Below are 26,684 nucleotides of genomic sequence, written 5' to 3'. Positions count from 1 at the left end.
GCTCGCTGTACCGCCCGTCCTCCGGCTAAATCCGCAAAGAGTGATGAGGAAGAGAAAATTTTCATCCCTTCTATGCGACGCAGTCGGAGAGAGGGGGAGACGGGCGCAGCCTCGTCGGGGGTGAGTCGTCTGAGCCTTGTTTATGTCTTGCTGTGCTTCAGATACCACAAAGGCTACAATAATCTATTCCTTATTTAACAGCTCAGCGAAACCCAACGCTGACCTAATATAAAATTCCAATATCCCAACCTTCCACCCCAATCGAATAGTCCATCCCATTTATAAGTTTATCCATTTTTTGAAACATAGCTGCAAAATACATTTGCCTGCCAATAAAATTATTCCCCGTTAATTAAACCCAGCTCATGTTTAAAAGCTATACTTTTAGTTTAAAAGCGCTTATTGTTTCGCTTGCTGTTTTGTTGCAAGGCGTCAATTTATTTGCCCAGTCAAATGTTGTTTATTTAAACAGTTCGGCCAGCCAGATATGGAAGGTAAAGCCACAGGCCGATGTAAGCAATCCCGCTGATATTATCCAACCCAATTATAACATGGCTAACTGGGTAAACGCGGTAGTACCGGGAACTGTTTTTGCATCGTACGTAGCTGCCGGGTTAGAGAAAGACCCCAACTTTGGCGATAACATTTACAAGGTTGATCGTGCTAAGTACGATCGCAGTTTCTGGTATCGTACCGAATTTAAAATACCGGCCAACTATACGCAAAAAAACATCTGGCTTAACTTTAAAGGCGTAAACCGCAAGGCCGATGTTTATGTAAACGGCAGCAAACTGGGTACGCTTGATGGGTTTATGCAGCGCGGGCAGTTTGATATTACTGCCCTGGTAAATCGCGGGGGTATAAATGTGTTAACCCTGCTGGTATCTATCCCTAAACAACCTTTGGCTAATGTGGGAAGCCCCAATTATGTGGCAAGCGCAAGCTGGGATTGGATACCTTATGTTCCCGGGCTAAACTCGGGCATTACGGATAAGGTTTACCTGAGCAATACAGGCGACCTGACCATGCAGGACCCATGGATTCAAACCAAATTGCCAACCCTGGCCCGGGCCGATTTGTCTGTGGCTGTCGAGGTTAAAAATAATTCATCAGGCAGTCAGCAGGGTTTTATTAAAGGTGTCATCACCCCAGGCAATATCGAGTTTACCAAAAAGGTTTATGTGGATGCCAATGGGGTTACTACGGTAAAGTTTGATGCCCGGAATTTTGAGCAATTGATGATCAATCGCCCTAAATTATGGTGGCCAAACGGCTACGGCGAACCTAACTTGTATAACTGCAAGTTAAGCCTGGTTATGGGCAACGAGGTATCTGATGTGCAGGAGCTTAAATTCGGAATTAAAAAATACAGCTATGATACGGTTGGGCATGTACTGCACGTGGCCATTAACGGTACCCCGGTATTTATAAAAGGGGGCGACTGGGGAATGGCCGAATACCTGCTGCGCTGCCGTGGTAAGGAGTACGATACCAAGGTAAGGCTGCACAAGGAAATGAACTTTAACATGATCCGTAACTGGACTGGTTCGACCACCGACGAGGAGTTTTACGATGCCTGCGACAAATACGGCATTATGGTTTGGGACGATTTTTGGCTGAATGCTAACCCCAATCTGCCGGCCGATCTGAATGTTTTTAACGCCAACGTTATCGAAAAAATAAAACGCTTCCGTAACCACCCGGCTATAGCGGTTTGGTGTGCCGAAAACGAAGGCTGGTCTGAAGCTCCCGTGAATGGCTGGTTAAAAGAAAACCTGGCAACATTTGATGGCGGCGACCGTTGGTACCAGCCCAATTCGCACGCCGAAAACCTAACTGGCAGTGGCCCCTGGGATAACCGCGACCCTCGTTACTATTTTACGCCTTATCCCATAGGCACCGGCGGCAACATAGGCTGGGGTCTCCGTACCGAACTGGGTACCGCTGTATTCACCAACTTTGAAAGTTTTAAAAAGTTTATGCCGAAAGAAAACTGGTGGCCGCGTAACCAGATGTGGAACCAACACTTTTTTGGCGAACTGGCGTTTAATGCCGGTCCGGATAATTACGACCGCAGCATCACCGTTGGCTACGGCGCGCCAACCGGCATTGAAGATTACTGCCGCAAAGCCCAGTTTGTAAACATCGAAACTAATAAAGCCATGTTTGAAGGCTGGCAGGATCATATTGGCGAAGATGCTTCGGGCCTCATGACCTGGATGAGCCAATCGGCCTATCCATCAATGGTATGGCAAACGTATGATTACTATTATGATTTAACTGGCGCTTTTTGGGGAGCCAAAAAAGCGTGCGAGCCAATCCACATCCAATGGAACCCGGTTAATAATGCCATAAAAGTAGTGAACACCACCCGCACAGATGTTGATGGTTTAACCGCCCAGGCCGAAATTTATAACCTCGACGGGCAATTGGTAAAGCAATATAGTCAAACTCAGGCTATCGACGCGCTATCAAACACGGCCGTTGAATGCTTTAGGCTGAATTTGAGCGAGAGCAGGGCCAACCTGGCGTTGAACAAACCGGTTTACGCCTCATCATCAACCAATGGCGACGCCGGCCAGGTGAATGACGGCAACAACAAAACCCGCTGGGCCAGTAACTATAACGATAACGAATGGATTTATGTTGATTTAGGCAAGCAACAGGTGGTAAACGGTGTCGGATTGAATTGGGAGGATGCTTACCCAAAATCGTTCAAGATCCAGGTATCTGATGATGCCAAAAACTGGCGCGATATTTATTCAACTACTGATGGCCGGGCGGGGCAGCAACAGGTATCCTTTACCGAGGCTGCGGCAAGGTACGTGCGGATGCAAGGTGTTGAGCGCGCTACCTCATGGGGATACTCGTTGTGGAACTTTGAAGTTTACCAGGGCGATGTAGCCAGTCCGGGTCTCACAGACGTTCATTTCATCAAACTGAAACTAACTGATAAAACCGGTAAACTCATTTCTGATAATTTTTATTGGCGCGGCAATAAACGCAGAGACTATACAGCCCTGAACAGTATTGCAAAGGTAGATTTAAAGGTGAATTACAGGACAGTTAAAGTGGACGGTAAGTACTTTATCACGGCACAAATTACCAACCCGGCTTCATCAAAGGCGGTGGCCTTCGGCATCAGGGTGCAGGCACTGCGAACATCAACCCGCGAGCAGATTTTACCGGCTATTATGAACGATAATTATTTCTCATTGTTAAAAGGGGAAACCAAAACAGTTAAAATTGAGGTTGCAGATGATGTACTTGGCAATGATAATGTTAGGCTTATAGCAGAGCCATATAATAACCGAAAGTGATCTTTTAGTAGAGACGCATAACCTCTTGCAACCCCCATAGAATTGAAAGCAGTCTTACCATAAGTAAAGGCTGCTTTTTTTGTTGAGGTAAATGTTTTTTTGAATGATAGCTATCTATATTTAATTTATTATCATTGTGTTAGTATTACACAATAAGCAGGGCTTGTTTAATTGAGGTGTACCACTGGCCAATATCTTTATATCGCCAATTTTATGAAATCAATTTCTACATTTTTAGCGACAAGCGTTATGCTGGGCTTGTTTGCAGTAAAAGGTTTTGCCGCCGGGGTTGATACCATGCAAATACAAAGTAAAGTAATGCAAAAGGTGATAAAAGCCGCGGTGGTTTTGCCCGATGCTTACAAAGGCTCTACCAAAACATTCCCGGTTATTTACCTATTGCATGGTGGCACAGGTAACTACCGCGATTGGCTTTCAAAAACTGACGACAAGTTGCTGCTCCATAAACTTGCCGACCAATACCAGGTAATTATTGTGACACCCGATGGCGGCCCCATGAGCTATTATTTTGATAGCCCTATAGATAAAACCAGTCAATACGAAACTTTTATCACTAAAGAACTGGTGCAGCAGGTTGACGCCACGTATCATACTATTAAAGACCGTAAAGGGCGTATCATAGCGGGCTTATCCATGGGTGGCCATGGGGCATTATATCTTTCTGCCCTGCATCCCGATTTGTATTGCGCGGCCGGGAGCATGAGCGGTGTGGCCGACATCAATACTGCTATATGGCACGTACCCGCCGATTTTGCCAAATCGAGAGATCAAAATTTTGAACATTTGCTCGGTCCCAAAAAACAGAACGGCAACCCATACCCTGGTTACTCGGCTGTAACATTGATAGATAAGATTAAGGGCAATGATGTAAAGTTGATATTTGATTGTGGCGCTGAGGATATCATGATTGAACCCAACCGCGAGTTTCACAAGTTGCTTACCGATGCCGGCGTTCCGCATGATTATATCGAACGCCCGGGTAAGCACGAATGGCCTTATTGGTCAAAGGCGGTGCCCTTTCAATTCCTGTTTTTCTATAACGTATTGAAGGCTAACGGATCGCTGTAAAAACGCATTATACTGTCGGCGTTTGGCAGTTCAGCACCCACCTTTGTTTAAATTATTTAATTTTAGGCATGTTTTTTACTATTCCCGGTTGTCCCGCAATTGAAATAAATGACCTTTTAACGCTGGCCAAACAGGCAGGTGCAGCCATCATGGCTATCTATCATCAGGATGATTTTGAAGTGACGCTAAAGAACGATGAGTCGCCATTAACACTTGCCGATAGTGCATCGCACCGATTGATCATGAAAGGTCTTACGGCTTTAACTCCGGGTATTCCGGTAATGTCAGAAGAAGGTGAAAATATTCCTTATGAAGTGAGGAAGGCGTGGAAGTGCTATTGGTGCATAGACCCATTAGACGGCACCAAAGAGTTTATAAAACGGAACGGCGAGTTTACCGTAAACATTGCCTTGATGTACAAAAATGAGCCGGTTTTAGGCATTATTTATGTACCTGTAAGTGGTGACCTGTACTACGGTGGCATGGGTATAGGTAGCTGGAAAGAGACAGCTTCAGGAGATAGCCGGGAAATTCATGCCGATAAGCATGCTATAAACTGGATCTCTGCCGGTAGCAGGTCACATGCTTCAACCGCGGAAAATGTCCTGCTTGAGCAATACCCCATAACCGGCACCCTTACGGTCGGCAGTTCTATTAAATTTTGTTTGATAGCCGAAGGTAAAGCCCATATTTATTACCGGCATGGCCCCACCATGGAATGGGATACAGCCGCTGGCCAAGCCATTGCCGTTCACAGCGGTGCCATCATGACGACGGAAAATGGAGCGCATTTTGACTACAATAAACCATCGCTATTAAATGGCGGCTTTATTGTTAAAGTGAGATAAATTAAACACAGATTAAAATAGCTCAAAAAGGCCGGAATATTAATTGTGTAAATAACAATTAATATTCCGGCCTTTTTTTATATTGCGCCATGATACAGCGCCTGTTTTTCATGCTCGCATTCAGCGTATGCTGCAAGGTAACCGTTGCACAGCAGCAAATAATTCACAACCCAATAACACCAGGGTATTTTGCCGATCCTACTATTGTGAAGGACAAGGGCAGTTTTTTTATTTATGCCACCATCGATCCCTGGGGCGATAAGGAGCTGGCTGTGCTGGAAACCAAAGATTTTATAACCTTTAAACGGCATCACCTTAACTGGCCAACAAAACAGGCCTGTACCACACCAACTTCGCTTAATGAAATGGTTTGGGCTCCATCTGTAGTTAAAGGAAAAGACAATCGGTTTTACATGTACGTTGCCGTTGGAGGCGAGGTTTGGGGTGGTGTTAGCAATACTCCGCTCGGTCCCTGGAAAAACCTGAAGAGCGATAACTCACCTATGGTAAAATCAACTGATTATAAGGCGGTGCATAATATCGATCCCGATTGTTTTATTGACGCTGATGGCAGCGCCTATCTTTATTGGGGATCTGGATATAAATGGATCAACGGGCACTGTATGGCTGTGAAACTGAAAAAAGATATGGTTTCTTTTGATGGCGCTCCGGTTGAGGTAACTACCCCTCATTTTTTTGAAGGTGCCCATATGGTAAAACGTAATAAGGTGTACTACCTTATGTTTTCTGAAGGAAAAGCCATTGATGCGAGTTACCAGGTGGGTTATGCCAAAGGCAATAGTCCGCTTGGTCCGTTCACAGAAGACCAGCACCGGGTAATTTTAAGCACCTCTGCCGATAGCACCGTAATTGGGCCTGGACATCATACTACTTTTGAAGAAAAAGGCCAGCGTTACATATTATATCACCGCATTTTTCCGCAAAAAGAGTCATATGTGCTTAGGCAGCTTTGCCTGGACAGCCTGAATTTTGATGCCGGGGGCAATATCAAAAGAGTAAGCACCAAAGGAGTGAAACCATTTAATTAAAAGGGAATGCGCACCAATCGCGTCCCGAAACCTGATAACCTGTTATGATCATAAAAAAACGTTACGGACTGCTGTTATTGCTGTTTGCACTAATGCAGTTTGATGTTCACGGGCAACAAAAGCCCGCTATTGCAACCGCCAAAAAGATCAGCCCCGATCTTTTTGGGATCTTTTTTGAAGATTTGAGCTACGCGGCCGATGGGGGCCTGTATGCCGAGTTGGTACAAAACAGATCTTTTGAATACAGCCCGGCTGATAACCGCGACTGGAACTCACTGACAGCCTGGAAATACCAAACCGACGGTTTTGGTTACGGTACTATTTCTGTAGAAACAGCAAAACCCATACACCCCAACAACTCACACTACATATTGTTGAATATTGACGATGCAGGGCAAAAAGGGGTAGGGCTTGAAAATAGCGGCTTTGACGGTATCCCGGTGCAGGCAGGCAAATACTATAACTTCTCGGTGTTTTTAAATGTGCTATCGCCGCAAGCTTTACCGGTTTCGGTATCGCTAATTGATAAAAAGGGTAAAGAGCTTGGCACGGCATCGTTTACGGCATCACAGAAGGGTTGGAATAAATATTCGGAAAAGATTAAGGTAAATTTTGATGAGGATAGCGCCAAACTGGTATTGCTGGTAAAATCAACCGGCAAAATTGGTATTGATATGGTGTCATTATTCCCTGCCGAAACTTTTAAAGGGCACGAAAACGGCATGCGGGCAGATCTGGCTCAAACCATTGCTGCCGTTAAACCTAAATTTATGCGCTTCCCGGGCGGTTGCCTTGTACATGGCGATGGTGTTGCCAATATATATCGATGGAAAAACACCATTGGCCCCCTGGAGCAACGGGTTGAACAGCGCGACATCTGGAATTACCATCAATCTGTTGGCTTAGGCTATTACGAGTACTTTCGTTTTTGCGAAGACATAGGGGCTAAACCTGTGCCTGTGCTGGCTGCTGGAGTAAGCTGTCAAAATTCAGGCGGTACCTGGAAAATCGGCTCTACCGGGCAAAAGGGAATCCCTATGGAAGAAATGGGAGCATATATACAGGATATACTTGATCTGATAGAATATGCCAACGGACCTGTAAGTTCTACCTGGGGGGCCAAACGGGCCGCGGCAGGTCATCCGGCACCGTTTAACCTGGAGTATCTTGGCATCGGTAATGAAGACAAGATCACCGGGCTTTTTGAAGAGCGGTTCCGGCTCATTTATGATGCCGTAAGGAAAGCTCACCCCGAGATCAGGATCATCGGCACTGTTGGGCCAAGCCCGGCAGGTGATGATTTTGAAAATGGATGGAAACTGGCCGACTTACTTTCTGTAGGGATTGTTGATGAGCATTATTACGAAAAGCCGGAATGGTTTTTAAAAAACACCCATCGTTATGATCATTACAACCGGCTGCATTCAAAAGTATATATTGGTGAGTATGCATCATGGGGTAATACCCTGTTTAACGCCGTGTCAGAGGCTGTTTATATGACTAATCTGGAGCGTAACGGAGATGTGGTTCAAATGGCATCATACGCGCCCCTCATCGCCCGGATAGGTCATACGTCATGGAACCCTAACCTCATCTATTTTAATGGCAAGCAGGTTTTTCCAACGGTTAATTATTATGTGCAGCAACAGTTCGCGGTTAATTCGGGTAGTGAATATTTGCCGGCCGTAATGAGTTTTAAAGATAAAGCTTTAACAGATAGCATTGCAGGAGCATCCTGTGTAAGGGATGCTGCCACCGGAGATATCATCCTGAAAATTGCGAATGCAGGCCCGGCGTCACTTTCCGGGACCGCTGATTTATCTAAACTTGGAAAATTATCAAAGTCGGCCGCTATCACTGTAATCACCGGAGATCCCAAAGCCACAAATACTATAGCTCACCCTACCGCCATAGTTCCGAAAACAATACCGATAACGCTAAAAAAGCACTGGGACTTTACCGTACCTGCTTATTCATTAACGGTGGTGAGGATTAAAGGTTATCGAGTATCAAAAAGCCAATAGTAATTTAAATTATCAATACAACTTACATATATGAAAAGAATCGTTTTATTAGGTGCTTTTATCGGTTTTTACACTGTGCTCATCGCTCAGCCAAAACAAAGCTTCAGCGCTTATTTATTTACTTATTTTACCGGCGGTAAAGGCGGCGAACACATTCGCTTTGCGCTGAGTAATGACGGCTATCATTTTAGGGCCTTAAATAAAAATCAGCCGGTGCTTGATGCCGCTACTATCAGTGCTACCGGGGGCGTTCGCGATCCGCATATTATGCGTGCCGCCGATGGCAAAACCTTTTACATGGTTGCAACCGATATGAATACCGAAAAATATGGATGGGGGCCGGATTATGCCATGGTTTTACTTAAATCAACCAACCTGGTGAACTGGTCATCTGTATCAATAGATATTACTAAAACCTTTCCCAAATTTGCCGGCGTTAACAGGGTATGGGCACCTCAAACCATTTATGACCCGCAGGCGAAAAAATATATGATCTATTGGTCGATGCGGTTTGGCGAAGAGGCAGATAAAATTTATTACGCCTACGCCAATAAGGATTTCACCGGCCTGGAAACTGAGCCTAAACAGCTGTTTTTTAAGCCTGATGGCGGCGCATGCATTGATGGTGATATTGTGTATAAAAACAATAAATACTACCTGTTTTTTAAAACTGAAGGCTCGGGCGCTGGTATAAAAATAGCGGTATCTGATAAGCTTACATCGGGCTATATGCTGCGCGATAAATATGTGCAACAAACCAAAGACCCTGTAGAAGGGGCCGGCACCTTCAAACTAAACAATAGCAATGGCTATATTTTAATGTACGATATGTACACCCAGGGCAAATACCAGTTTACCCATACCGATGATCTGGAACATTTTAAACTGATAGATGATGAAGTATCAATGAACTTTCACCCGCGGCATGGTACGGTAATGCCTATCACCGCGCGTGAAGCCTCGGCGCTTACGGCCAAATGGGAAACTGTTGAAGATGTGATGCTATCGGCCCGTAATAAACAGATTAAAAACATCAATATAGTTTTTAATGAAGCCGCCAATGAACTTTATTTACCTGTAAAGCCAGGTACCAACCTGCATTTGTTTAACCCGGAGTTTTTGTTGTTTCCCGGTGTAAAGGTAAGCCCGGCAGTGCCGCAGGATTTTAGCAAGGGTGCTGTTAATTATTCGGTATCTATAGGTGGTAAAAAGCCGCAGGTTGTAAAAGTAAAAGTTGAAGAAACGCATAACCCGGCAATAGCAGGTTACTATGCCGATCCGGAAATATTGTATGCCGAAAAAACGGGCAAGTTTTACATCTATCCAACCAGTGACGGTTTTGACGGTTGGTCTGGTACTTATTTTAAAGCTTTTTCTTCTGCCGATATGGTAAACTGGAAAGACGAAGGCAAAATCCTTGATTTAGCGAAGGATGTAAGCTGGACAAAAAAGAATGCCTGGGCTCCCAGCATCATCGAACAGAAAACTGAAAATGGCTATAAATACTTTTATTATTTTGCTGCTGGGCAAAAAATAGGAGTGGCCACGGCAAATGATCCAACCGGGCCGTTTACAGATTCTGGCAAGCCATTACTTGCGCAATTGCCCGATGGGGTAAAAGGTGGTCAACAAATTGACCCCGATGTTTTTGCCGATCCCCAAACCGGGAAAAATTATTTGTATTGGGGTAATGGCTATATGGCCGTAGCCGAGTTAAATGCCGATATGGTATCTTTAGTGCCGGGCACCACCAAAATTTTAACCCCATACGCCCATTATAATGAGGGTACCTATGTTTTTTACCGTAAAGGCACCTATTATTTTATGTGGTCGGAAAATGATACCCGCAGCCCGGATTATAGTGTTCACTATGGCACTTCGCACTCGCCGACCGGGCCTATACAAATTCCGGCAAATAATACCGTGCTTACTAAAGATGCTGCTAAAGGTATTTACGGAACAGGCCACAACTCGGTAATCCAGATACCGGGGACCGATCAATGGTATATTGTTTATCACCGTTTTAATTACCCTAAAGGTATTACCATGGGCGATGCTGCCGGTTTTAACCGCGAGGTTTGCATCGACAAAATGGAATTTAACAGTGATGGAACTATAAAACCGGTAATACCTACGCATGAGGGGATTAAGCCGGTACAAGTGAAAAAATGATGCTGGATAGCTACTAACAAAAAGAGGCTGCCTTTTGGGGACAGCCTCTTTTTTTATTTAATCATAATCAGGTTAATTACCAGCCAGCATTTTGCTTTAACTGGCCCTGGCTTATCTGGATATCTTTGGGTGGGATAGGCCAAACATTGTCCCTTGCAGGATCAAAGTTACGGGCCTTCCAAACCACCGATCCATCTGCGCCATGCAAAGGTTTGGCGTAAGTTGCCTGGGCATCGCCCCAGCGTACCAAATCAAAATTCCTGTCGCTCCATTCGCCCGCTAATTCAACACGGCGCTCGTGTTTTAAGTCGGCCATTGTTGCGCCAGATTTTGGAGCCAAACCTGCGCGCACACGCACAAGGTTTAAAGCAGCATCGCCATTTTTACCCTGCATAATCTGGGCCTCGGCTTTAATTAGTAAAAGTTCCGCGTAGCGTAATAAAGGCACATTTAAATCTGTGGAAGGTTCATCGCCGTTAGGGCTTACATGTATGCCGCCGGCATAGCTAAATGGCTCCATGTATTTGTTAAACTGGTAACCTGTTAAGCTGTTGCTTTTACCGCCGATAGGGTAGGTATAAGTTTGACCAAAGTATTGGAATGAATCCCCTTTTTTCAGGATGGTCGCCGCAAGTCTTTTGTCGCCGGGTTCAAATTCGTCAACCAGTTCTTTAGTTGGCTGGTAGTAACCAAAGCCATTGTATAATCCCCAGCCTTTGTTTTCTAACATAGCCCCAGGTAAAATGCTCTGCCCGTTTAAGTTACTCGCAACCGACCAAATGTACTCGGAGCTGTAGTTGTTGGCAATTTTAAATACATCGGCATAATTGGCTAATAAAGCATGTTTACCACTTAAAATAACCGAGTCGGCGTATTTTTCGGCATTGGCGTAATCTTTTGCGTGTAAATACGTTTTGGCCAGATAAGCCCAGGCAGCAGTTTTGTGCGCGCGGCCATAATCGGCTGGGGCAAGCTTATCAAAGTAAGGTAATAAATTAGCTGCTTTCTTTAAATCGGCCTCAATATAGGCGTAGTTATCTTTTACAGATGCAGCTTGAAGCGGAAACGCCACAGGGTTAGTCCTGTTTTGAATAGGCGCGCCCTGCTTATCACTTCCGTACAAATCGGCAATTTCAAGGTGCATTACCGCGTGTATAAGGTAGGCCTGGCCCAAAATAAAGTTTTTGGTGGCTTGGTCCATAGTGATGCCTGGTACATTGGCAATTACATCATTAGCTCTTTTCATCACCACAAAGTGTAATGACCACGGGGCGTAAATACTACTTTCGTTACCGGTACATATAAAGTTTTTGATATTTTCCCTATCGGCAGATGTACGGCCAACCACCATATCATCGCTGGCGTTTATGAACCAGAAAAAACCACGGCCATACAAATCCTCGCTTCCGCTTTGTTTTTCGTATAAACCGTTAGCAGCCTGAAGCGCGTCATCTGATGTTTTCCAGAAGTTGGTACTTGTAGGTGTACCTGTTGGTTTAATATTATCTAAAGTGCCTTTTTTACAGCTTTGCGCAAGTGCTATGATCAGTACACCCGCCAGGCCCGCTGTTAATATATTTTTGATTTTCATCTTATTATCTCCTTAAAATTCTTGTTTGTATGTGATTATAAGCCTACGTTAACACCTACTAAAATGATGCGGGATTGTGGGTAAAGCCCAAGGTCGACACCGTTTTGGTTTATACCAACCTCGGGGTCTAAACCGGTGTACTTGGTAAAGGTTGCCAGGTTTTGCGCGTTGGCGAATACCCTCGCACTTCTTACCCCAATTTTTAACAGTAACGATTTTGGTAAAGTGTAACCAAGGGTTACGTTTTTGATACGCATGTAAGAGCCATTCTCTACATAAAAATCAGATACGTTACCAAAATTACCGTTGTTATCACTTGCCGATAACCGCGGAATAGTGGTATTGGTATGAGTTGGTGTCCATGCGTTTTTAGCATCGGCCAGCAGGTTGTAGTTTTGGATAGATGCATTTAAACCGGTGTATTTAACCGCGTTAAATATTTTGTTACCCATAATGCCTTGCAAAAATATGCTCATATCAAATGGGCCGTAACTTAAATTCGCAGTAAAGCCGTAGTTGAATTTAGGGAAAGGTGTACCTAAATAAGTTTTATCGGCATCGGTAAGTTTACCATCGCCATTCAAATCCGAAAACTTGATATCGCCTGGTTTAGCGTTTGGCTGTATAAGCGCGCCTGATGGGCCTTTATAGTTGTTTATTTCATCCTGCGTTTGAAACAAACCAGCGGTTTTGTATCCAAAGAAAGAATACAAAGAATATCCTTGCTGTAACTGAACCGGTACAAGGTTGTCCCTTACAGTTGGGTTACCCAATATCTGCTCTTCGCCGGGTAATATATCGATGATCTTATTTTTAATGTAAGAGCCATTTAATGCCAGGTTGTAGTGGAACGCTCCTGCATTATCCTGGTACTTTAAACCAAGCTCCATACCTTTATTTTGAATTTTACCACCGTTTACAAATGGCGGGTTTGCAACGCCGTATACCGCGGCTACAGGTGGCGCGAATAAAAATTGCGTATTGTTTTTAACAAATACATCGCCGGTAACGCTTAGTTTATCGTTTAATAAACCTAAATCAAAACCCAGGTCTGTTTGGGTTGCTTTTTCCCATCTCAGATTTGGGTTGGCCAAGCCGTCAATGCCATAACCATTTACTATAGCAGCCGGACTACCTAAATACCCTGATGTTTTTGATAAGGAAACAGATGTTGGAAAATCGCCCAAACCTGCAAGGTTACCAGATTGACCATAGCTTGCCCTTAATTTAGCAAACGAGATTGCACCGTTGGCCGGAAAAAATGGTTCTTTACTAATCAACCATCCGCCAGATACTCCCGGATAGGTTTCTGACCGGTATTGTTTGCTCAATTTAGATGTAGCGTCTCTGCGGATTATACCATTAATAAAATAACGGCCTTTGTAATCATAGCCAACCCTGCCGAAATACGAGATGAGTGCCGACTCGGTGAGATTACCCACCAAAGGGGTGCCAGATGGGCTAAGTGTGCCGTTAATTAAATAGCGATAAGCATCGGCCTCGCTCAAGTAATTATCGGTATTAACGCCAAAGTAATTATACTTGTCATCCTGGTAAGTATAGCCTGCAAGGGCCGATACGTGATGATCTTTGGCAAATACCCTATCGTAATTTAAAGTTTGCTCGGCAAGTATGGTGGTAGCGGTATAACTTTCCTGGTAAAGGAAGTTATCAAAAAACTTTTTGCCGGGTTCCAATACCCTTGTGCTAAAGTTTTTAACTGTACCAAGGTTTTTGGTTATTCCCAAATTTGAGCGAAATTTTAAACCTTTAAATAGGCTAACTTCCACATATGGGTTAATGGTGAAGCTATTTACCGCCGTGCTGTTATCCAGGCGTTTCAAATAAGCAACCGGGTTAATAACGTCGCCGTACGAACCGGCATAAGCTGCTGGTACGCCACCAAAACTGCCATCGGCGTTATATATGGAGGCATTAGGCGGATAAAATATAGCAGATAAAATGGCACCGGTGTAAGCACTTGAAGTATTAGCTCCCTGCCCGTTATTGTAAGAGTACGACATGCTTTCGCCAATTTTTAGCCAATCCTTAATCTGATGATCGGAGTTTACTCTGAAATTGTACCTCACCGAGTTGGTGTTTAGCAAAATAGCGTCGTTTTTGCGATAGCTGCCGGATACGTAAAAGGTTGATTTTTCGCTGCCGCCGCTTATGTTTAAGCTATAATCCTGTACGTGTCCGGTCCTGAAAAGCGCGTCTGGCCAGTTGGTGCGCGTGATACGTGAATCGGGGTTTACGGTGGCATCAAATGCGGGCAAACGGGTTTTGCCGGCGTTATCATAGGCTGTGTTAATGGCATCTGCATATTCGGCCGCGTTTAATGCCTGTAATATTTTCAATGAATTTTGCACGCCTCCTTTTACAGAAACATCCAGATTGGTTTTGCCTTGTTTGCCGCGTTTGGTGGTTATTAAAACCACGCCACCCGCAGCTCTTGCGCCGTAAATGGCCGCGTATGAATCTTTCAGCACGTCGATCGATTCAATGTCGTTTGGGTCAATTGGGCCGCCATTGTAAATGGTACCATCTACTACGGTCAGTGGTCCTTCGGTATTAAAGGAGCTTTGTCCACGCAGCCTGATGCTTGGCGTAGCGGTTGGGTCGCCGCTTTCGTTAATAACGGTAACGCCCGCAATTTGCCCCTGCAGCATTTCGGTAACCGAACCTACCGAGCGATCTTTAACATTTGATACCTTTAATGAACCCACGGCACCGGTTACATCCGATTTTTTTTGCGTGCCGTAACCAACTACCACAACAGCATTAAGGCCGGTAACATCGGCCGTTAGGGTGATGTTAAGCGGGGAATGATCGGCAATAACCTCCTGACTTTTATAGCCAATAAAGGTAAATACCAATACTTCGCCCTGCTCAACCGATATTTTAAAATCGCCGCTAACATCTGTTGAGGTACCTGCCTGCGTTGTTTTACTGCGGATGGCTACGCCTGCAAGCGGGCCATCCTTATCAACCACATTACCCGTAACCACTATTTTAGCGGGGGCTATCACCACCTTTTTGCGCGAAATAATAATGGTGCCATATTTTTCGTGGTACTCTAACCTTGTACCTTGGGTTAGGGCATTTAAAACATCTTTTAAAGGTTTGCCTGTAAATGTGGCGGCCTTTACTTTTACTGTGGCCACATCATTTAAATTGTAGTTGAACGCTACGGAGGTGAGCGCTTTTTTTAGCTTGTCGAGCGATGCATCCATGGTTTCGTCGGCAAATTTTACGGTTACCGGCTGATCTATCAGCGATAGTTTACGTTCGGCACGGGCCTGTCCCGGCACCAAGGTTGCTGAAAGGGTTAAGAGCAATAAAATTGCTGCCATTAACTTTCCTGAAATACGGGTTAAAAGTTTTTCCATACATTTGTTTTTAATCATAATTAGTAACCGCTTAATTGCTTTAGTTTTTTGCAGTTACATTCAATTAGCCAGTGCTTGTTGGTAGCAGGCATTGGTTTTCTTTTATTATCTATTTAATAATTACCGTGTTGTTTTGAAGCCGGTATTTTCGGCCATCAATAAGTTGCAGTATATCCAGTACCTGGGTTATAGTTAGCCTGTTTGAAAACCGCACAGAATAATGCTGCTGACTAAGCTTTTGCGTTTTAAACGCAAAATTTACATTGTACCTGTTTTGAAGGTATACCGCCACTTCGCTAAATGACACTTTATCCAAAATCAGTTCATCGTGCATCCAGCTTAACGAATGATCGTTGGTTACCTGCTGGCGGGTAAAGGTTTGATTGTGTTTGTTATAGGTAAGTTGCTGCTGTGGCGTATACATCCCAAACGTTTGTTTTTGATTATGTATCTCAACTTTGCCGCTGTTTACAAATACCTGTATATCCGGTAGTTGCTTATAAAACTTAATGTTGAAAGAGGTGCCCAAAACCTGTGTGGTAACCGCTGCGGTATGCACCAGGAAGGGTTTGGCGGCATCGTGCTTAACTTCAAAATAAGCTTCGCCATTAAGTAGTGTTACTTCGCGGGTCGCGGCGCTAAACCTGGTAGGGAATTTTAGTGAAGTACCGGCATTAAGCTGTACGGTGGTGCTATCGGGTAAAACCACTTTACGCATTTGCCCATAAGGCGCCGATATTACCTGGTAAGCTATAGCTGCATTGGTGCTTTTGTTTAAGGCAAGCTTATAATAAAATATGCCCGAAAGCGTGAAAACTAATACCGCCGCGGCAACTTTTAACCAGGTTGCGTTTAACCGCCTTACTCGGCCCGCGTTGATGGTACGGTTTTCTATTTGTTCCCAAACAGCCTGTTTGAGTTCGGCTTTGGTTTGAGGGGCATCGTCATGAGAGTCAAACTCATGCATCACGGTTTGCAGCAGCGCTAATTCATCATCAGTGCATTTACCTGCGGCGTATTTATCAAGTAGTTTTTTTAGTTCCTTTTCTTTCACTTCAAAGCTTTATACTATGTAAGTGACAACAAAGGGACTTATGTACTATATGAAATGAAAAAAAAGTATTAAAAATAAAAGTTCGCCGGTATCGTGATAAGGGATTCGATAATATTGATCTACAATTTTTTTAAGCCTGGCCAGCGCGCTGCTAATCTGGTTACGTACTGTTTGGTGGGATATGCCTAATTCTGTGGCAATTTGTTGGCCATTCATTTCGCGTTCGCGGCTGTAAAGATAAACCTGCCTCATTTTTTCGGGCATGGCATCTATGCCTTTATTAATGGCATAGTTTAACTCAGATATGCTTAGTTTTTGCGAAGTGCTATCTTCAAAATGTGCTTCCTGCTCATGGAAAATATCAAGCGTTTGGGGCTGTAGCTTTTGTTTTTTATACCACTTAAAAGCCATGTAATTTACCGATACCACTAAATAAGCCTCTAATGAACCGTTAAGTTGTATGGTGTAGCGGTTTTTCCAAAAAGTTAAAAACAATTCCTGAACCATATCCATCGCCTCATCTTCGTCGCCGGTTTTCTTTACCGCCGTGGCTATGAGTTTATCGGCGTAACGGTCATAAATTTCTCTGAAAGCCCCATCGTTGCCACTTTGTAGTTCCAAAATAAGTTGAGCATCGGAGTGTTGTTTCACAAAGCCTGATTTGATTGCTACAAAGGAACAGTTAAGGTGTTAAAGTAAATTTAAATATATGTTAACGCTTTGGAAAAAGCAAGCGATGTTTCCCCGATTGTGGCCAACGAACAAACGTATTTTATAAATAGGTTTTTTAATAATGAAATTATTATCAAAAAACCTATTTATTTGATTAAATTTGAATTTGGTGCTTGTTTTATTATTAAGTTGACATTCCGGGTATTCTGTGAGATTAGGCTATATCTATGACGATCAGGAGCTTCTGCAAAAAATGATTGCAGGAGATGAGTTAGCCTTTGCCCGGTTGTTTGGAAAGTATAAAGGGTTTATCTACCACTTTGTAATGAAGTATGTTAACGCCCCATTGTTAGCAGAAGACCTCACCCAGGAGGTGTTCATTAAAATGTGGGAAAACAGAAATAATCTAAACGGGGTCGCCTCTTTTAAAAGCTACCTGTTTACAACTGCCAAAAATCACACATTAAACAGCATGAAAGTAGCTTTCCGCTCGGAAGCCGCGCTTGGCCTGGTAGTTAATGGTTTTATTGCCGAAAGAAATAACACCGAAGACGACCTTTTACATAAGGAGTATCTTGACTTTTTAAGACGTACATTAGAAACCTTGCCGCCAAGAACAAGGGAGATTTTTAAAATGTGCCGCGAACAGGAAAAAACCTATGACGAAGTGGCGCAGGAATTGGGAATTTCCAGGAACGCGGTTAAAAACCATATGGTAGCGTCAATGAAAGTGCTCAGTTTTTCGCTCAAAAAAGAATTTGGCATTTCATTAGGTATTTTTCTTGCCATAGTTTCCCGCCAATAACTTTTCAATTAAGCTCTTTTGTGATTTTATTTATTAATTGTTGGGCTATTCCGGATATTTTGGGGCCGTTTAAGGCTGTAATACTTTTCATATTAACTTTTTTTAAACTTTTTATAAAATCTTGCTACCCTACAGGGGCGTTTTTGTTGTCTTAGGCATAGAAATCTGTTTCTATGGATAATGATTATTATAAAGAGCTTGTAAAAAGGTACCTGGAAAAAAAATCGACCGACGAAGAGTTGGAGGTGTTTTTCCATTTGGCCGAAAAAGGAGAACTCGATAAATACCTTTCAGACGCAATGGACGAAGAACTTGAGCCTCCAGGATACCATGAAGATGGTACCAACATTAAAAAGATACGCCCATCAAAATGGTGGCTACCTGTTGCCGCTTCTGTGTTGATTTTGCTATCGCTTGGTTTTTACCTGCTTTTACAAAAACAGGATAATAAGCAAAATAAAACCCAGGTTGTTAATATACTGCCTGGCGGTAATAAAGCATTCCTTACCCTTGCCAACGGCAATAAAATTGTATTGAATGGTGCAAAAAACGGCAATATCGCTACTCAGGGTAATGTTACCGTACTTAAAGTAGCCGATGGGCAGTTAAGTTACGCCGCGAAAGGAGATGAAAATACAAACGCCGGTTTTAATACCATAACAACACCTAAAGGCGGCCAATACCAACTAATACTTGCCGATGGTACAAAAGTTTGGTTAAATGCCATGTCATCGCTCCGTTTCCCAACAGTTTTTAAAGGGGCTTTACGGCAAGTAGAATTAACGGGCGAAGCATACTTTGAGGTTGCCAAAAATAAGGCGATGCCGTTTATAGTGAAATCCAGTTTCCAGGCAGTGCGGGTATTGGGTACCCATTTTGATGTGAACGCTTATACCGATGAAAGCAGCATTAAAACAACCTTGCTTGAAGGATCTGTGGAGGTGAGTAATCAATACACCAAAACCATCATCGCGCCGGGCCAGCAAAGTGTTGCCGGCATACAGGGCGCTTTATTTAAAAAAGATGTTGATACAGAAAAAGAGGTAGCCTGGAAAAACGGCATTTTCTCTTTTGATGGCGACGACCTGAAAACAATTATGCGCCAGATATCGCGCTGGTACAATGTTGATGTAAGCTACGCCGGTAGTATCTCTGACGAAAAATTCCATGGCGAAATTTCGCGCTTCAGTAACTTAAGCGATGTGTTAAAAATACTGGAGTTGTACCAGGTACATTTTGAACAAAGTGGTAACAACCTTATCGTGTCCTATAACCCTCATCCAACTAATGATTAAACCAACTCAAAAAACAAAGCATTGCCTATGGTAAAAGCATACTAAGAAACCTCCGCAAACAGAAAAGCCGAAAGACGCTAATCTCCCGGCTATCAAAAGGCAAGCAGTAAACTTTGACCGGTGTCCTGCTTAATTATCACCTATTTCTAAATCAAAAGTATGAAATTAAAATTTCTTTACCCCTTTCTTTGCTTATTATGGGGGTTAAAGCAAAACCGCGCTGTTATAAAACTCACTACAATTTTTGTATTTATTTGTGCTTTACACCTATCGGCGGCAACTTTTGCGCAAACGGTAACTATTAAAAAGCAAAACGCGTCGCTCGAAACTATTTTTAAAGACATTAAAAAACAAACCGGGTACATGTTTTTTTACCCGGAAAAAATCAGCCTTAAACAAAGCCAGGATATTGACATCAACAATGTTTCGTTGGATGTGGCTTTAACAACCTGTTTAAAGGGGCTCGATCTCAGCTATACTATTATTAATAAAACCATTGTAATTAGTAAAAAGGTTCCCGAAAAACACGCACAGGGTAGCGCAGGGAATTTGGCTTCTCCTGTAACTATACAGGGAAAGGTGATTGATTCAATATCAAACGAGGCTTTGATTGGTGTTAACATCAGCGTTAAAAATAAAGCACAATACACGCAAACCAACGGCAGCGGAGAATTTACGCTAAACGTTCAGCAGGGTGATGTGCTGGTGTTTTCGTATGTGGGGTATAAGCCAAAAGAGATAACGGTTAGGGATGGCAAAATGCTTAAAATTGGGTTAACCCTTAAAACCAGTACCATTAATGATGTGGTAATTACGGGGTACCAGGTTATCAAAAAAGATAACTACACCGGCAGTGCAATCGTTATTAAGGGCGACGACCTGCAACGGGTAAATCCTCAAAACCTCATTAAAAGTATAGCCACGTTTGATCCGTCTTTAAGAATTGCCGATAATAATCTGCTGGGTTCTGATCCTAATGCTTTGCCCAAAATTACGGTTCGTGGTTCAACTACGTTGCCATCGGTAAACGGGCAAATTATTGATCGTAATAATCTTTCAAGTACATACAATTTGCCCGTTTTTTTACTGGATGGTTTTGAGGTTTCTTTAGAAAAAGTAGTTGATTTGGATATGAACCGCATCTCGTCGGTAACTATTTTAAAGGATGCTGCGGCTACAGCGGTTTACGGTTCAAGAGCTGCAAACGGTGTTATTGTTATTACAACCAAAGCGCCTATACCGGGTAAATTACAGCTTTCATACAACTACCAACTTACTGTGCAGGCTCCGGACCTTACAGGCTACCACGTGTTAAATGCTTCTGATAAACTACAATATGAAAAGCTCGCAGGCTTGTATAATGCTGCAAATAACGCGGCAGAAAGCCAGGACCAGTTAGATGCCGAATATTATAGCAAGCTGCGTAACGTGGTAAGCGGTATCAATACATATTGGCTATCGCAACCCCTTATCAACTCTTATGGGCATAAGCATTCGTTATATGCCGAGGGGGGCGATTCTACTTTTAGATATGGTATTGATTTAAGGTATCAAACCAATCCGGGAGTAATGAAAGGTTCATCGCGCAACCAGTATACCGGCGGCATGAGTTTCTTTTATAATCCCAGTCGTAATGTGTTAATCAAAAACGAGGTTACAGTTAGCCAGGTTAACTCCACTGTATCAAAATATGGCGATTTTTCTACCTACGTAAGTATGAACCCTTACTACCCTATAAAGGATGCAAATGGTAACTACATCAGGGAGATAGCTAATTGGGTTGTGGATACCCATTATAATGATCCGGTAAACGGGCAGTATAGAAATGAACCGGTTTACAATCCTTTGTTTGAAGCCAGTTTGGGTAATTTTAACAAGTCGGCATACCTGGAGCTTTTGGATAATATCTCAATCGATTGGAAAATTTTTAAAGGCTTGCGGTTGATAGGTTTAATGAGTGTTACCGATACTAAAGGCACATCAGATGTATTTGTATCGCCATTGAGTAATACGTTCTTTTACGGCCCTACTGCTGATATTCAAAACCGGGGGAGTTATGATTATACGGTTAATAATTCTTTAAACCTTGATGGTAATTTAAGGTTTGTGTATAACGCGCAACTTGGTGATCATTCCGTCAACGCGGCATTAGGTTCAAACATTACCTCGGCAACATCAAGCTATAAGGGATTTGAGGCCCGTGGCTTTTCAAACGATAGATTTACCAACATTGGCTTTGCCCGCACCTACACGCCAGATTCGGCACCTAACGGTGATGAAGCAGCAAGCAGGCTGATAGGCACCTTTTTTAATGGTAGCTATGCTTATAAAAACAAATATTTACTTGATGCAACTTATCGTATTGATGGCTCATCGGCTTTCGGTTCAAATAAGCGTTTCGCTCCTTTTTGGGCAACTGGTATAGGCTGGAACATGCATTATGAAGATTTTATCAAAAACAATTTCCCGTCAATTTCAAGGTTAAAAATTACCGCGTCTACAGGTATTACCGGCTCAGTTGATTTTCCGCCATCGCTTTCAAATACTACCTACACTTACCAAACATCCAACTGGTATTCAACAGGGGTAGGTGCAACTGTTAACGGCTACGGTAACGCCGACCTTAAATGGCAAAAAACAAAAAACTACGATCTATCGCTGGAGCTTGGGTTTTTCAAAGATCGCCTTTTACTTAATCCTCATTATTATTACAAGCTTACCAATGGTTTGTTATCGGATATCAACATAGCGCCATCAACAGGCTACAACACTTATAAAGCCAACCTGGGCGATATGGGTAACCGTGGTTATGAACTTTACTTAACCGCTAACGCTTACCGGTCAAAAGATTTGAACATTAATATCACCGGTAACTTATCGCACAATACCAATAAAATAGTTAAAATATCCAACGCTTTAAAAGCTTATAATCAAAGTGTTGATGATTACCAGTCAAATGCTGCCAACGATGCTCAGGGTACCCCGTTGCTACGCTTTGCCGAAGGTCAATCCATCAATACTATCTGGGGCGTAAAATCATTAGGTATCGATCCGGAAAATGGTAAAGAAATCCTGGTAAAAAAGGATGGATCATTAACCTACACTTATGATATTGCAGATACGCAGCCCATCGGCGATTCGGAACCGAAGATAGAGGGGTACCTGGGTAGTAATATATCCTACAAGCAATTGTATCTGAGTTTTACCTTTCACTACAGGTTTGGTGGACAGCAGTTTAATCAAACTTTGATTGACAGGGTTGAAAATGCCGATCCAAGATTTAACGTAGATAGCCGCGCGCTTTCACAAAGGTGGCAAAAGCCCGGCGATGTAGCTTTGTATAAAAACATTGCGGATTTGGGCACCTCTTACGCTACATCGCGCTTTGTGCAAAAGGAAAATACCATAGATCTGCCGGCTGTAACCCTATCTTACGATATCAAAAAAAGTTTGGCTAAAAGGTTGGGTATGCAAATGGTTAGAGCCAGCCTTACAGTTAATGATGTTTTCCACACATCAAGCATCGAAACAGAACGTGGCATAACCTATCCTTATGCCCGCAGTTTAACATGTTCAATACAAGCCACATTTTAATAATGACTAACATGAAAAAATATTTATACACCATTGTGGTTATCATGTTGCTTACATCATGCAAAAAGTTTTTAGATGTTAAGCCGCAGTCGCAAATAAATGAATCAGATCTTTTTACAACCGAGCAAGGTTTCAGGGAAGCTTTAAACGGCGTTTATACCCTTTGTGCCTCCCCTTCATTATATGGTGGCGATTTAACCTTTACTAACGATATTCTATCGCAAAATTACCAGTTTAATGATGTGATATTGCAATCAACCGCCAATTTCAATTACGCGCTTACAAGCGTGGTGGCAAAAAACAATAATACCTGGTCGGCTGCCTATCGTGCTATAGCCAATTGTAATTATATTTTGGCTGCTATAGATGCTAAAAAAGGATTATTTGCCGATAAGGATTACCAGTTGATTAAAGGCGAGACCCTGGCTTTGAGGGCTTATCTGCATTTTGATATCCTGCGCATGTTTGGTCCTTCATATAAGGTAGGTCCCAATATCAAGGCTATCCCGTATGTTACTACAGTAGGCGTAACCAGTACCCCGTTCTCTACCACCGCGGATGCGATTACCAAAATTATTGCCGATTTAACCGCGGCTAAAACCCTGCTCATGTCTGATCCTATCATTTCATCGGCTTATGTAATTGGCTACCCATCAACAGTAGGCAGTACCGAAACCTCCAGTAACGATCTGTTTTTACAAAACCGCCGCCATCGGCTTAACTACTACGCGGTTTGTGGCGAGCTGGCCCGGGTTTACCTGTACAAAAGCGACCAGGTTAACAGCCTTGCCAGCGCTTTGGAAGTTATCAATGCCAAAAGGTTTCCGTTTACAGATCAGGACGATTTTTTTAACAGTGACATTCAAAAAAAGGACAGGATTTTTTATAAAGAGTTAATTGCCGCCTGGTATATTAACACCAAAGCAATAAACAGCCAACTGCAAAGCCTGTACACAGTAAGCAATCCGCTTTACAGTGGCACTGTTGACCAGGTGAATGATATTTACGAGGTAGGGCAGGATGGTGCCGAAGATTGGCGCTATAAACAATGGTTTTTATCAACTGCTGCCACAACCGGTGGACCGAACAGGGCCATTTTGCAAAAATACATTACCAACCTTGATCCCGAACCTAATCTGCATCCGCTGGTTGCCCCGGCCATCCGCCTAAGTGAAATGTATTATATAGCTGCCGAAGCGAGTTATGATACCGATCCGGTTAAGGCAATTGGTTATTACAATACCATAAGGGCAAAACGCGGAATAGGTAATACCCTTGTAGATGTACCCGGCAAAGATGAATTTATCAACTTGTTGCTTGCCGAGGCCCGCAAAGAGTTTTATGCCGAAAACCAGATATTTTACATGTATAAGCGCTTAAATCATGCAATTGTGGTGTCATCAACGCAAAATATACAGCCATCAAATAATGTGTTCATGTTCCCGCTGCCGCAGGACGAACTGGCTTACCGAACCAACTAAAAGTAACAGATATGAAAAGAAAATTATTATTTGCCTTTCTTATTTGCGCGGCCCTGGCCAGTTGTAAAAAAGAAGCTTTAACCACTTATAGCGCACCCGATGGTAAGGATAATATTTACCTGGGTTATGCCAGTACCGACAGCGTTTTATACTCGTTTGCCTACAACCCAACCCTAAACCAGGATACCGTTTGGGTGCCTGTGAAAATATCTGGTAACAGGGCAAATCATGCCCGTAGTTTTGTTTTAAGTGTTGATGCTGCCAATTCTTCGGCTGTGCGTACGTTACATTATCAGCCTTTGAAACCCTCATATACCATGCCCGCCGATTCGGGAACTATACATGTACCCGTTATTATTTTAAATTCGGATACAGGTTTGGCCAACTATTCGGTAAAGCTAACTATCGAGGTTTCTGGCGGCACAGATTTTTCGTCGAACCTGCCGCTGGATATACGTTCCAAACAAATTGTTTTTTCAAACCGGTTAGAAGAACCGGCCTGGTGGCCATATTGGGGGCAGTTGGGCGGTTATAGCAGGGTTAAACATCAACTGTTTTTAATATCATCGGGTACTACAGATCTGGTGCAGCTTAATCCGCAGATCGATCCTAATTTTTACCTGTATATCCCCCGCGATTTGTACTACATCAACAACATGCACGAGTTTTTGATTGATCCTTTTAATTGGATTAAGCAAAACCCCAGCAAGGGATTTGTACTTACGCCACGCAACGATAATACCGGCGATTATGATTTTTACAATCAGGCATCGCCAAATAAAAAGTTCTGGCTCAAATACTTCCCAACAGTTAAGCAGCTCGTTTTCATGGATGAGAACAAAAATCAGATACTGATATAACCAATAATTAAAAAGCAATGAAGTACAAAATATTATATATACCTATGGTAATTGCCTTGTTTTTTTGCGCATGCAAAAAAGATTTGGGCAACTATAAGTATAACCCGCCATCGGAGCCTATTGTGGTAAATTTTACCAACGGCACTTTTAACGCGCTTGTTGGCGATACCCTAAGGCTTGAGCCATACATACAGTTTGATGGGGCCGATTACCTCAAAGATCTTTCTTATCAATGGGATATTTACGTTGATGAGGATGCCCGCACCGATACGTATACCGGGTACCCGCTTGCTATAGTGTATAAACTACCACCAAAGCTACGTAATGCCAAATTAACGGTTACGGATAAACGTAATGGTATCAAATACTTTTTCCCGTTTAAAATTCAGGGTAATACGCAATTTTCTACCGGCATAACGGTGTTAAGTGTTGATAATGGAGTTACCAAACTATCTTTTGTTAAACCGGATAGGTCTGTGCTGAGCAACCTTTATTTTTCGCTGATGGAAGAGAATTTGCCTAATAACCCTGTTCAACTATTTGCAAAGCCCCTGGCTTACCAAGCCGGCACAGCCGAAGATTACTGGGTTATTTGCCAGGACCCCACTAAAAACAGCGTGATTATTGATGGTAATACCATGCTTAGGAAAAGGTACTTTAACGAGCAATTTTTTGTTGCCCCTGCTACTATTACGCCACAAAGCTTTGAGGCTTCTATGGGGGTACCAACAGGGGTCATCAACAATAAGCTGTACTTGTCAATCACGTCTACGGCTCCGTTTGCGCCAGATTTTGGGAAGTTTTCAAACCCGCAATCGGGTACCTATACGCTCTCGCAGTTTTTTACCCGCACGCCTGGTTACTTCTTTGGGTTTGATTTGGCAACCAAAGCCTTCGTTTCTTTCGACGGTGGCGGTAATTATATGGGGGCCGACTATACGGTTAAAGGTAAAGGCTTTAATCCGCTTAATACCGGGATGAGCGATATTGTGTTTATGCAGGCTCAGCCAGGCCAGTCTTATGCTTATTTCAGGGATACGGATGGGAAGATATATGAGCATTCATTTTACATCGATATGGATGATTACTCGCAGCGTGCTATAGAAACCTATTACAAGCGCGAGTTTAAAGGCGAAAGTTATGTAAAGGCCGATACCAAATGGCAAAAATCGGCGGTTGATATCTTCTACTTTACATCAGATGATAAAATATACCGCTACAACCCTTTAAATCAGGATCTGCGCACCCTTGACGCCAACATGGGCGGCAAAAAAGTAAGCATGATAAAGCTAAGCGCCGATGGCAATACGCTTACCGCCGGAGTACCGGGAAGCCTGTATACCCTTGATGTTAGCGTAGGTAAAAATGGTGTTATTGTTAAACAGCTTGATGGCATCCCTGGCTCGCCGGTAGATATTGTAATTAAGTAAACAAAAAA

The 26,684-nt window shown here is 43.0% G+C and carries 16 protein-coding genes; 12 read left to right on the top strand and 4 right to left on the bottom strand.

What is annotated here, in order from left to right:
• The first annotated feature begins 365 nt into the window (after positions 1–365).
• From QWZ17_RS16240 to QWZ17_RS16215, 6 genes are all read left to right on the top strand, one after another.
• Entirely contained in the window at positions 366–3,320 is a 2,955-nt protein-coding gene (locus tag QWZ17_RS16240; protein ID WP_290306322.1) for a discoidin domain-containing protein, read from the top strand.
• A 213-nt stretch (positions 3,321–3,533) separates the two neighbouring features.
• Positions 3,534–4,409, top strand: coding sequence for an alpha/beta hydrolase (locus tag QWZ17_RS16235; RefSeq protein ID WP_290306321.1), 876 nt, complete (start codon positions 3,534–3,536; stop codon positions 4,407–4,409).
• A gap of 68 nt (positions 4,410–4,477) precedes the next feature.
• Positions 4,478–5,257 carry a 3'(2'),5'-bisphosphate nucleotidase CysQ gene (gene cysQ, locus QWZ17_RS16230; RefSeq protein WP_290306320.1) on the top strand — a complete coding sequence of 260 codons (780 nt, stop codon included), beginning with the start codon at positions 4,478–4,480 and terminating at the stop codon, positions 5,255–5,257.
• An 89-nt stretch (positions 5,258–5,346) separates the two neighbouring features.
• Positions 5,347–6,306 carry a family 43 glycosylhydrolase gene (locus QWZ17_RS16225; RefSeq protein ID WP_290306319.1) on the top strand — a complete coding sequence of 320 codons (960 nt, stop codon included), beginning with the start codon at positions 5,347–5,349 and terminating at the stop codon, positions 6,304–6,306.
• A 44-nt stretch (positions 6,307–6,350) separates the two neighbouring features.
• Positions 6,351–8,330 (top strand): alpha-L-arabinofuranosidase family protein, encoded by a 1,980-nt coding sequence (locus tag QWZ17_RS16220; RefSeq protein WP_290306318.1) that lies wholly within the window; start codon positions 6,351–6,353, stop codon positions 8,328–8,330.
• Positions 8,331–8,360: 30 nt separating this feature from the next.
• The gene (locus tag QWZ17_RS16215; RefSeq protein WP_290306317.1) at positions 8,361–10,502 is read left to right on the top strand and encodes a glycoside hydrolase family 43 protein; all 2,142 of its coding nucleotides are present in this window, start codon (positions 8,361–8,363) and stop codon (positions 10,500–10,502) included.
• Between the two features lie 76 nt (positions 10,503–10,578).
• On the opposite strand, the gene QWZ17_RS16210 is transcribed toward QWZ17_RS16215, so the two are convergent.
• The 4 genes from QWZ17_RS16210 to QWZ17_RS16195 all read right to left on the bottom strand — a co-directional run bounded on the left by QWZ17_RS16210 (position 10,579) and on the right by QWZ17_RS16195 (position 17,190).
• On the bottom strand, positions 10,579–12,093 hold the full coding sequence (locus tag QWZ17_RS16210) for a RagB/SusD family nutrient uptake outer membrane protein (protein WP_290306316.1): 1,515 nt from the start codon (positions 12,091–12,093) through the stop codon (positions 10,579–10,581).
• 35 nt (positions 12,094–12,128) lie between these two features.
• Entirely contained in the window at positions 12,129–15,485 is a 3,357-nt protein-coding gene (locus QWZ17_RS16205) for a TonB-dependent receptor (protein ID WP_290306315.1), read from the bottom strand.
• 109 nt (positions 15,486–15,594) lie between these two features.
• Positions 15,595–16,539: a FecR family protein gene (locus QWZ17_RS16200; protein ID WP_290306314.1), complete on the bottom strand. Its 945-nt coding sequence runs from the start codon at positions 16,537–16,539 to the stop codon at positions 15,595–15,597.
• Positions 16,540–16,584: 45 nt separating this feature from the next.
• Positions 16,585–17,190 carry an RNA polymerase sigma factor gene (locus QWZ17_RS16195; protein WP_290306313.1) on the bottom strand — a complete coding sequence of 202 codons (606 nt, stop codon included), beginning with the start codon at positions 17,188–17,190 and terminating at the stop codon, positions 16,585–16,587.
• Positions 17,191–17,464: 274 nt separating this feature from the next.
• Here QWZ17_RS16195 and QWZ17_RS16190 point away from each other — a divergent pair, with 274 nt between their 5' ends.
• From QWZ17_RS16190 to QWZ17_RS16165, 6 genes are all read left to right on the top strand, one after another.
• Positions 17,465–18,016, top strand: a complete 552-nt coding sequence (locus tag QWZ17_RS16190) for an RNA polymerase sigma factor (protein ID WP_290306312.1) — start codon at positions 17,465–17,467, stop codon at positions 18,014–18,016.
• A 173-nt stretch (positions 18,017–18,189) separates the two neighbouring features.
• Complete coding sequence (locus QWZ17_RS16185) at positions 18,190–19,311, top strand: FecR family protein (protein ID WP_290306311.1); 1,122 nt, start codon at positions 18,190–18,192, stop codon at positions 19,309–19,311.
• A 159-nt stretch (positions 19,312–19,470) separates the two neighbouring features.
• On the top strand, positions 19,471–22,905 hold the full coding sequence (locus tag QWZ17_RS16180) for a SusC/RagA family TonB-linked outer membrane protein (RefSeq protein ID WP_290306310.1): 3,435 nt from the start codon (positions 19,471–19,473) through the stop codon (positions 22,903–22,905).
• 11 nt (positions 22,906–22,916) lie between these two features.
• Positions 22,917–24,386, top strand: a complete 1,470-nt coding sequence (locus QWZ17_RS16175) for a RagB/SusD family nutrient uptake outer membrane protein (protein WP_290306309.1) — start codon at positions 22,917–22,919, stop codon at positions 24,384–24,386.
• Between the two features lie 11 nt (positions 24,387–24,397).
• A complete protein-coding gene (locus QWZ17_RS16170; protein ID WP_290306308.1) occupies positions 24,398–25,246 on the top strand; it encodes a DUF4843 domain-containing protein in 849 nt (282 codons plus the stop codon).
• Positions 25,247–25,263: 17 nt separating this feature from the next.
• Positions 25,264–26,676 carry a PKD-like family lipoprotein gene (locus QWZ17_RS16165; protein WP_290306307.1) on the top strand — a complete coding sequence of 471 codons (1,413 nt, stop codon included), beginning with the start codon at positions 25,264–25,266 and terminating at the stop codon, positions 26,674–26,676.
• Positions 26,677–26,684: the final 8 nt, after the last annotated feature.

The sequence above is a fragment of the Mucilaginibacter flavus genome, assembly GCF_030409315.1.
Classification (GTDB): Bacteria; Bacteroidota; Bacteroidia; order Sphingobacteriales; family Sphingobacteriaceae; genus Mucilaginibacter; species Mucilaginibacter flavus.
This window is presented reverse-complemented; position numbering and strand designations above follow the sequence as displayed.

Excerpts from the sequence above, each read along its gene's own strand:
- QWZ17_RS16235 (WP_290306321.1), top strand. The coding sequence starts at position 3,534 with ATGAAATCAATTTCTACATTTTTAGCGACAAGCGTTATGCTGGGCTTG.
- QWZ17_RS16170 (WP_290306308.1), top strand. The coding sequence starts at position 24,398 with ATGAAAAGAAAATTATTATTTGCCTTTCTTATTTGCGCGGCCCTGGCC.
- QWZ17_RS16175 (WP_290306309.1), top strand. The coding sequence starts at position 22,917 with ATGAAAAAATATTTATACACCATTGTGGTTATCATGTTGCTTACATCA.
- QWZ17_RS16165 (WP_290306307.1), top strand. The coding sequence starts at position 25,264 with ATGAAGTACAAAATATTATATATACCTATGGTAATTGCCTTGTTTTTT.
- QWZ17_RS16190 (WP_290306312.1), top strand. The coding sequence starts at position 17,465 with ATGATTGCAGGAGATGAGTTAGCCTTTGCCCGGTTGTTTGGAAAGTAT.
- QWZ17_RS16220 (WP_290306318.1), top strand. The coding sequence starts at position 6,351 with ATGATCATAAAAAAACGTTACGGACTGCTGTTATTGCTGTTTGCACTA.
- QWZ17_RS16225 (WP_290306319.1), top strand. The coding sequence starts at position 5,347 with ATGATACAGCGCCTGTTTTTCATGCTCGCATTCAGCGTATGCTGCAAG.
- QWZ17_RS16180 (WP_290306310.1), top strand. The coding sequence starts at position 19,471 with ATGAAATTAAAATTTCTTTACCCCTTTCTTTGCTTATTATGGGGGTTA.
- QWZ17_RS16215 (WP_290306317.1), top strand. The coding sequence starts at position 8,361 with ATGAAAAGAATCGTTTTATTAGGTGCTTTTATCGGTTTTTACACTGTG.
- QWZ17_RS16205 (WP_290306315.1), bottom strand. The coding sequence starts at position 15,485 with ATGGAAAAACTTTTAACCCGTATTTCAGGAAAGTTAATGGCAGCAATT.
- cysQ (WP_290306320.1), top strand. The coding sequence starts at position 4,478 with ATGTTTTTTACTATTCCCGGTTGTCCCGCAATTGAAATAAATGACCTT.
- QWZ17_RS16185 (WP_290306311.1), top strand. The coding sequence starts at position 18,190 with ATGGATAATGATTATTATAAAGAGCTTGTAAAAAGGTACCTGGAAAAA.
- QWZ17_RS16240 (WP_290306322.1), top strand. The coding sequence starts at position 366 with ATGTTTAAAAGCTATACTTTTAGTTTAAAAGCGCTTATTGTTTCGCTT.
- QWZ17_RS16210 (WP_290306316.1), bottom strand. The coding sequence starts at position 12,093 with ATGAAAATCAAAAATATATTAACAGCGGGCCTGGCGGGTGTACTGATC.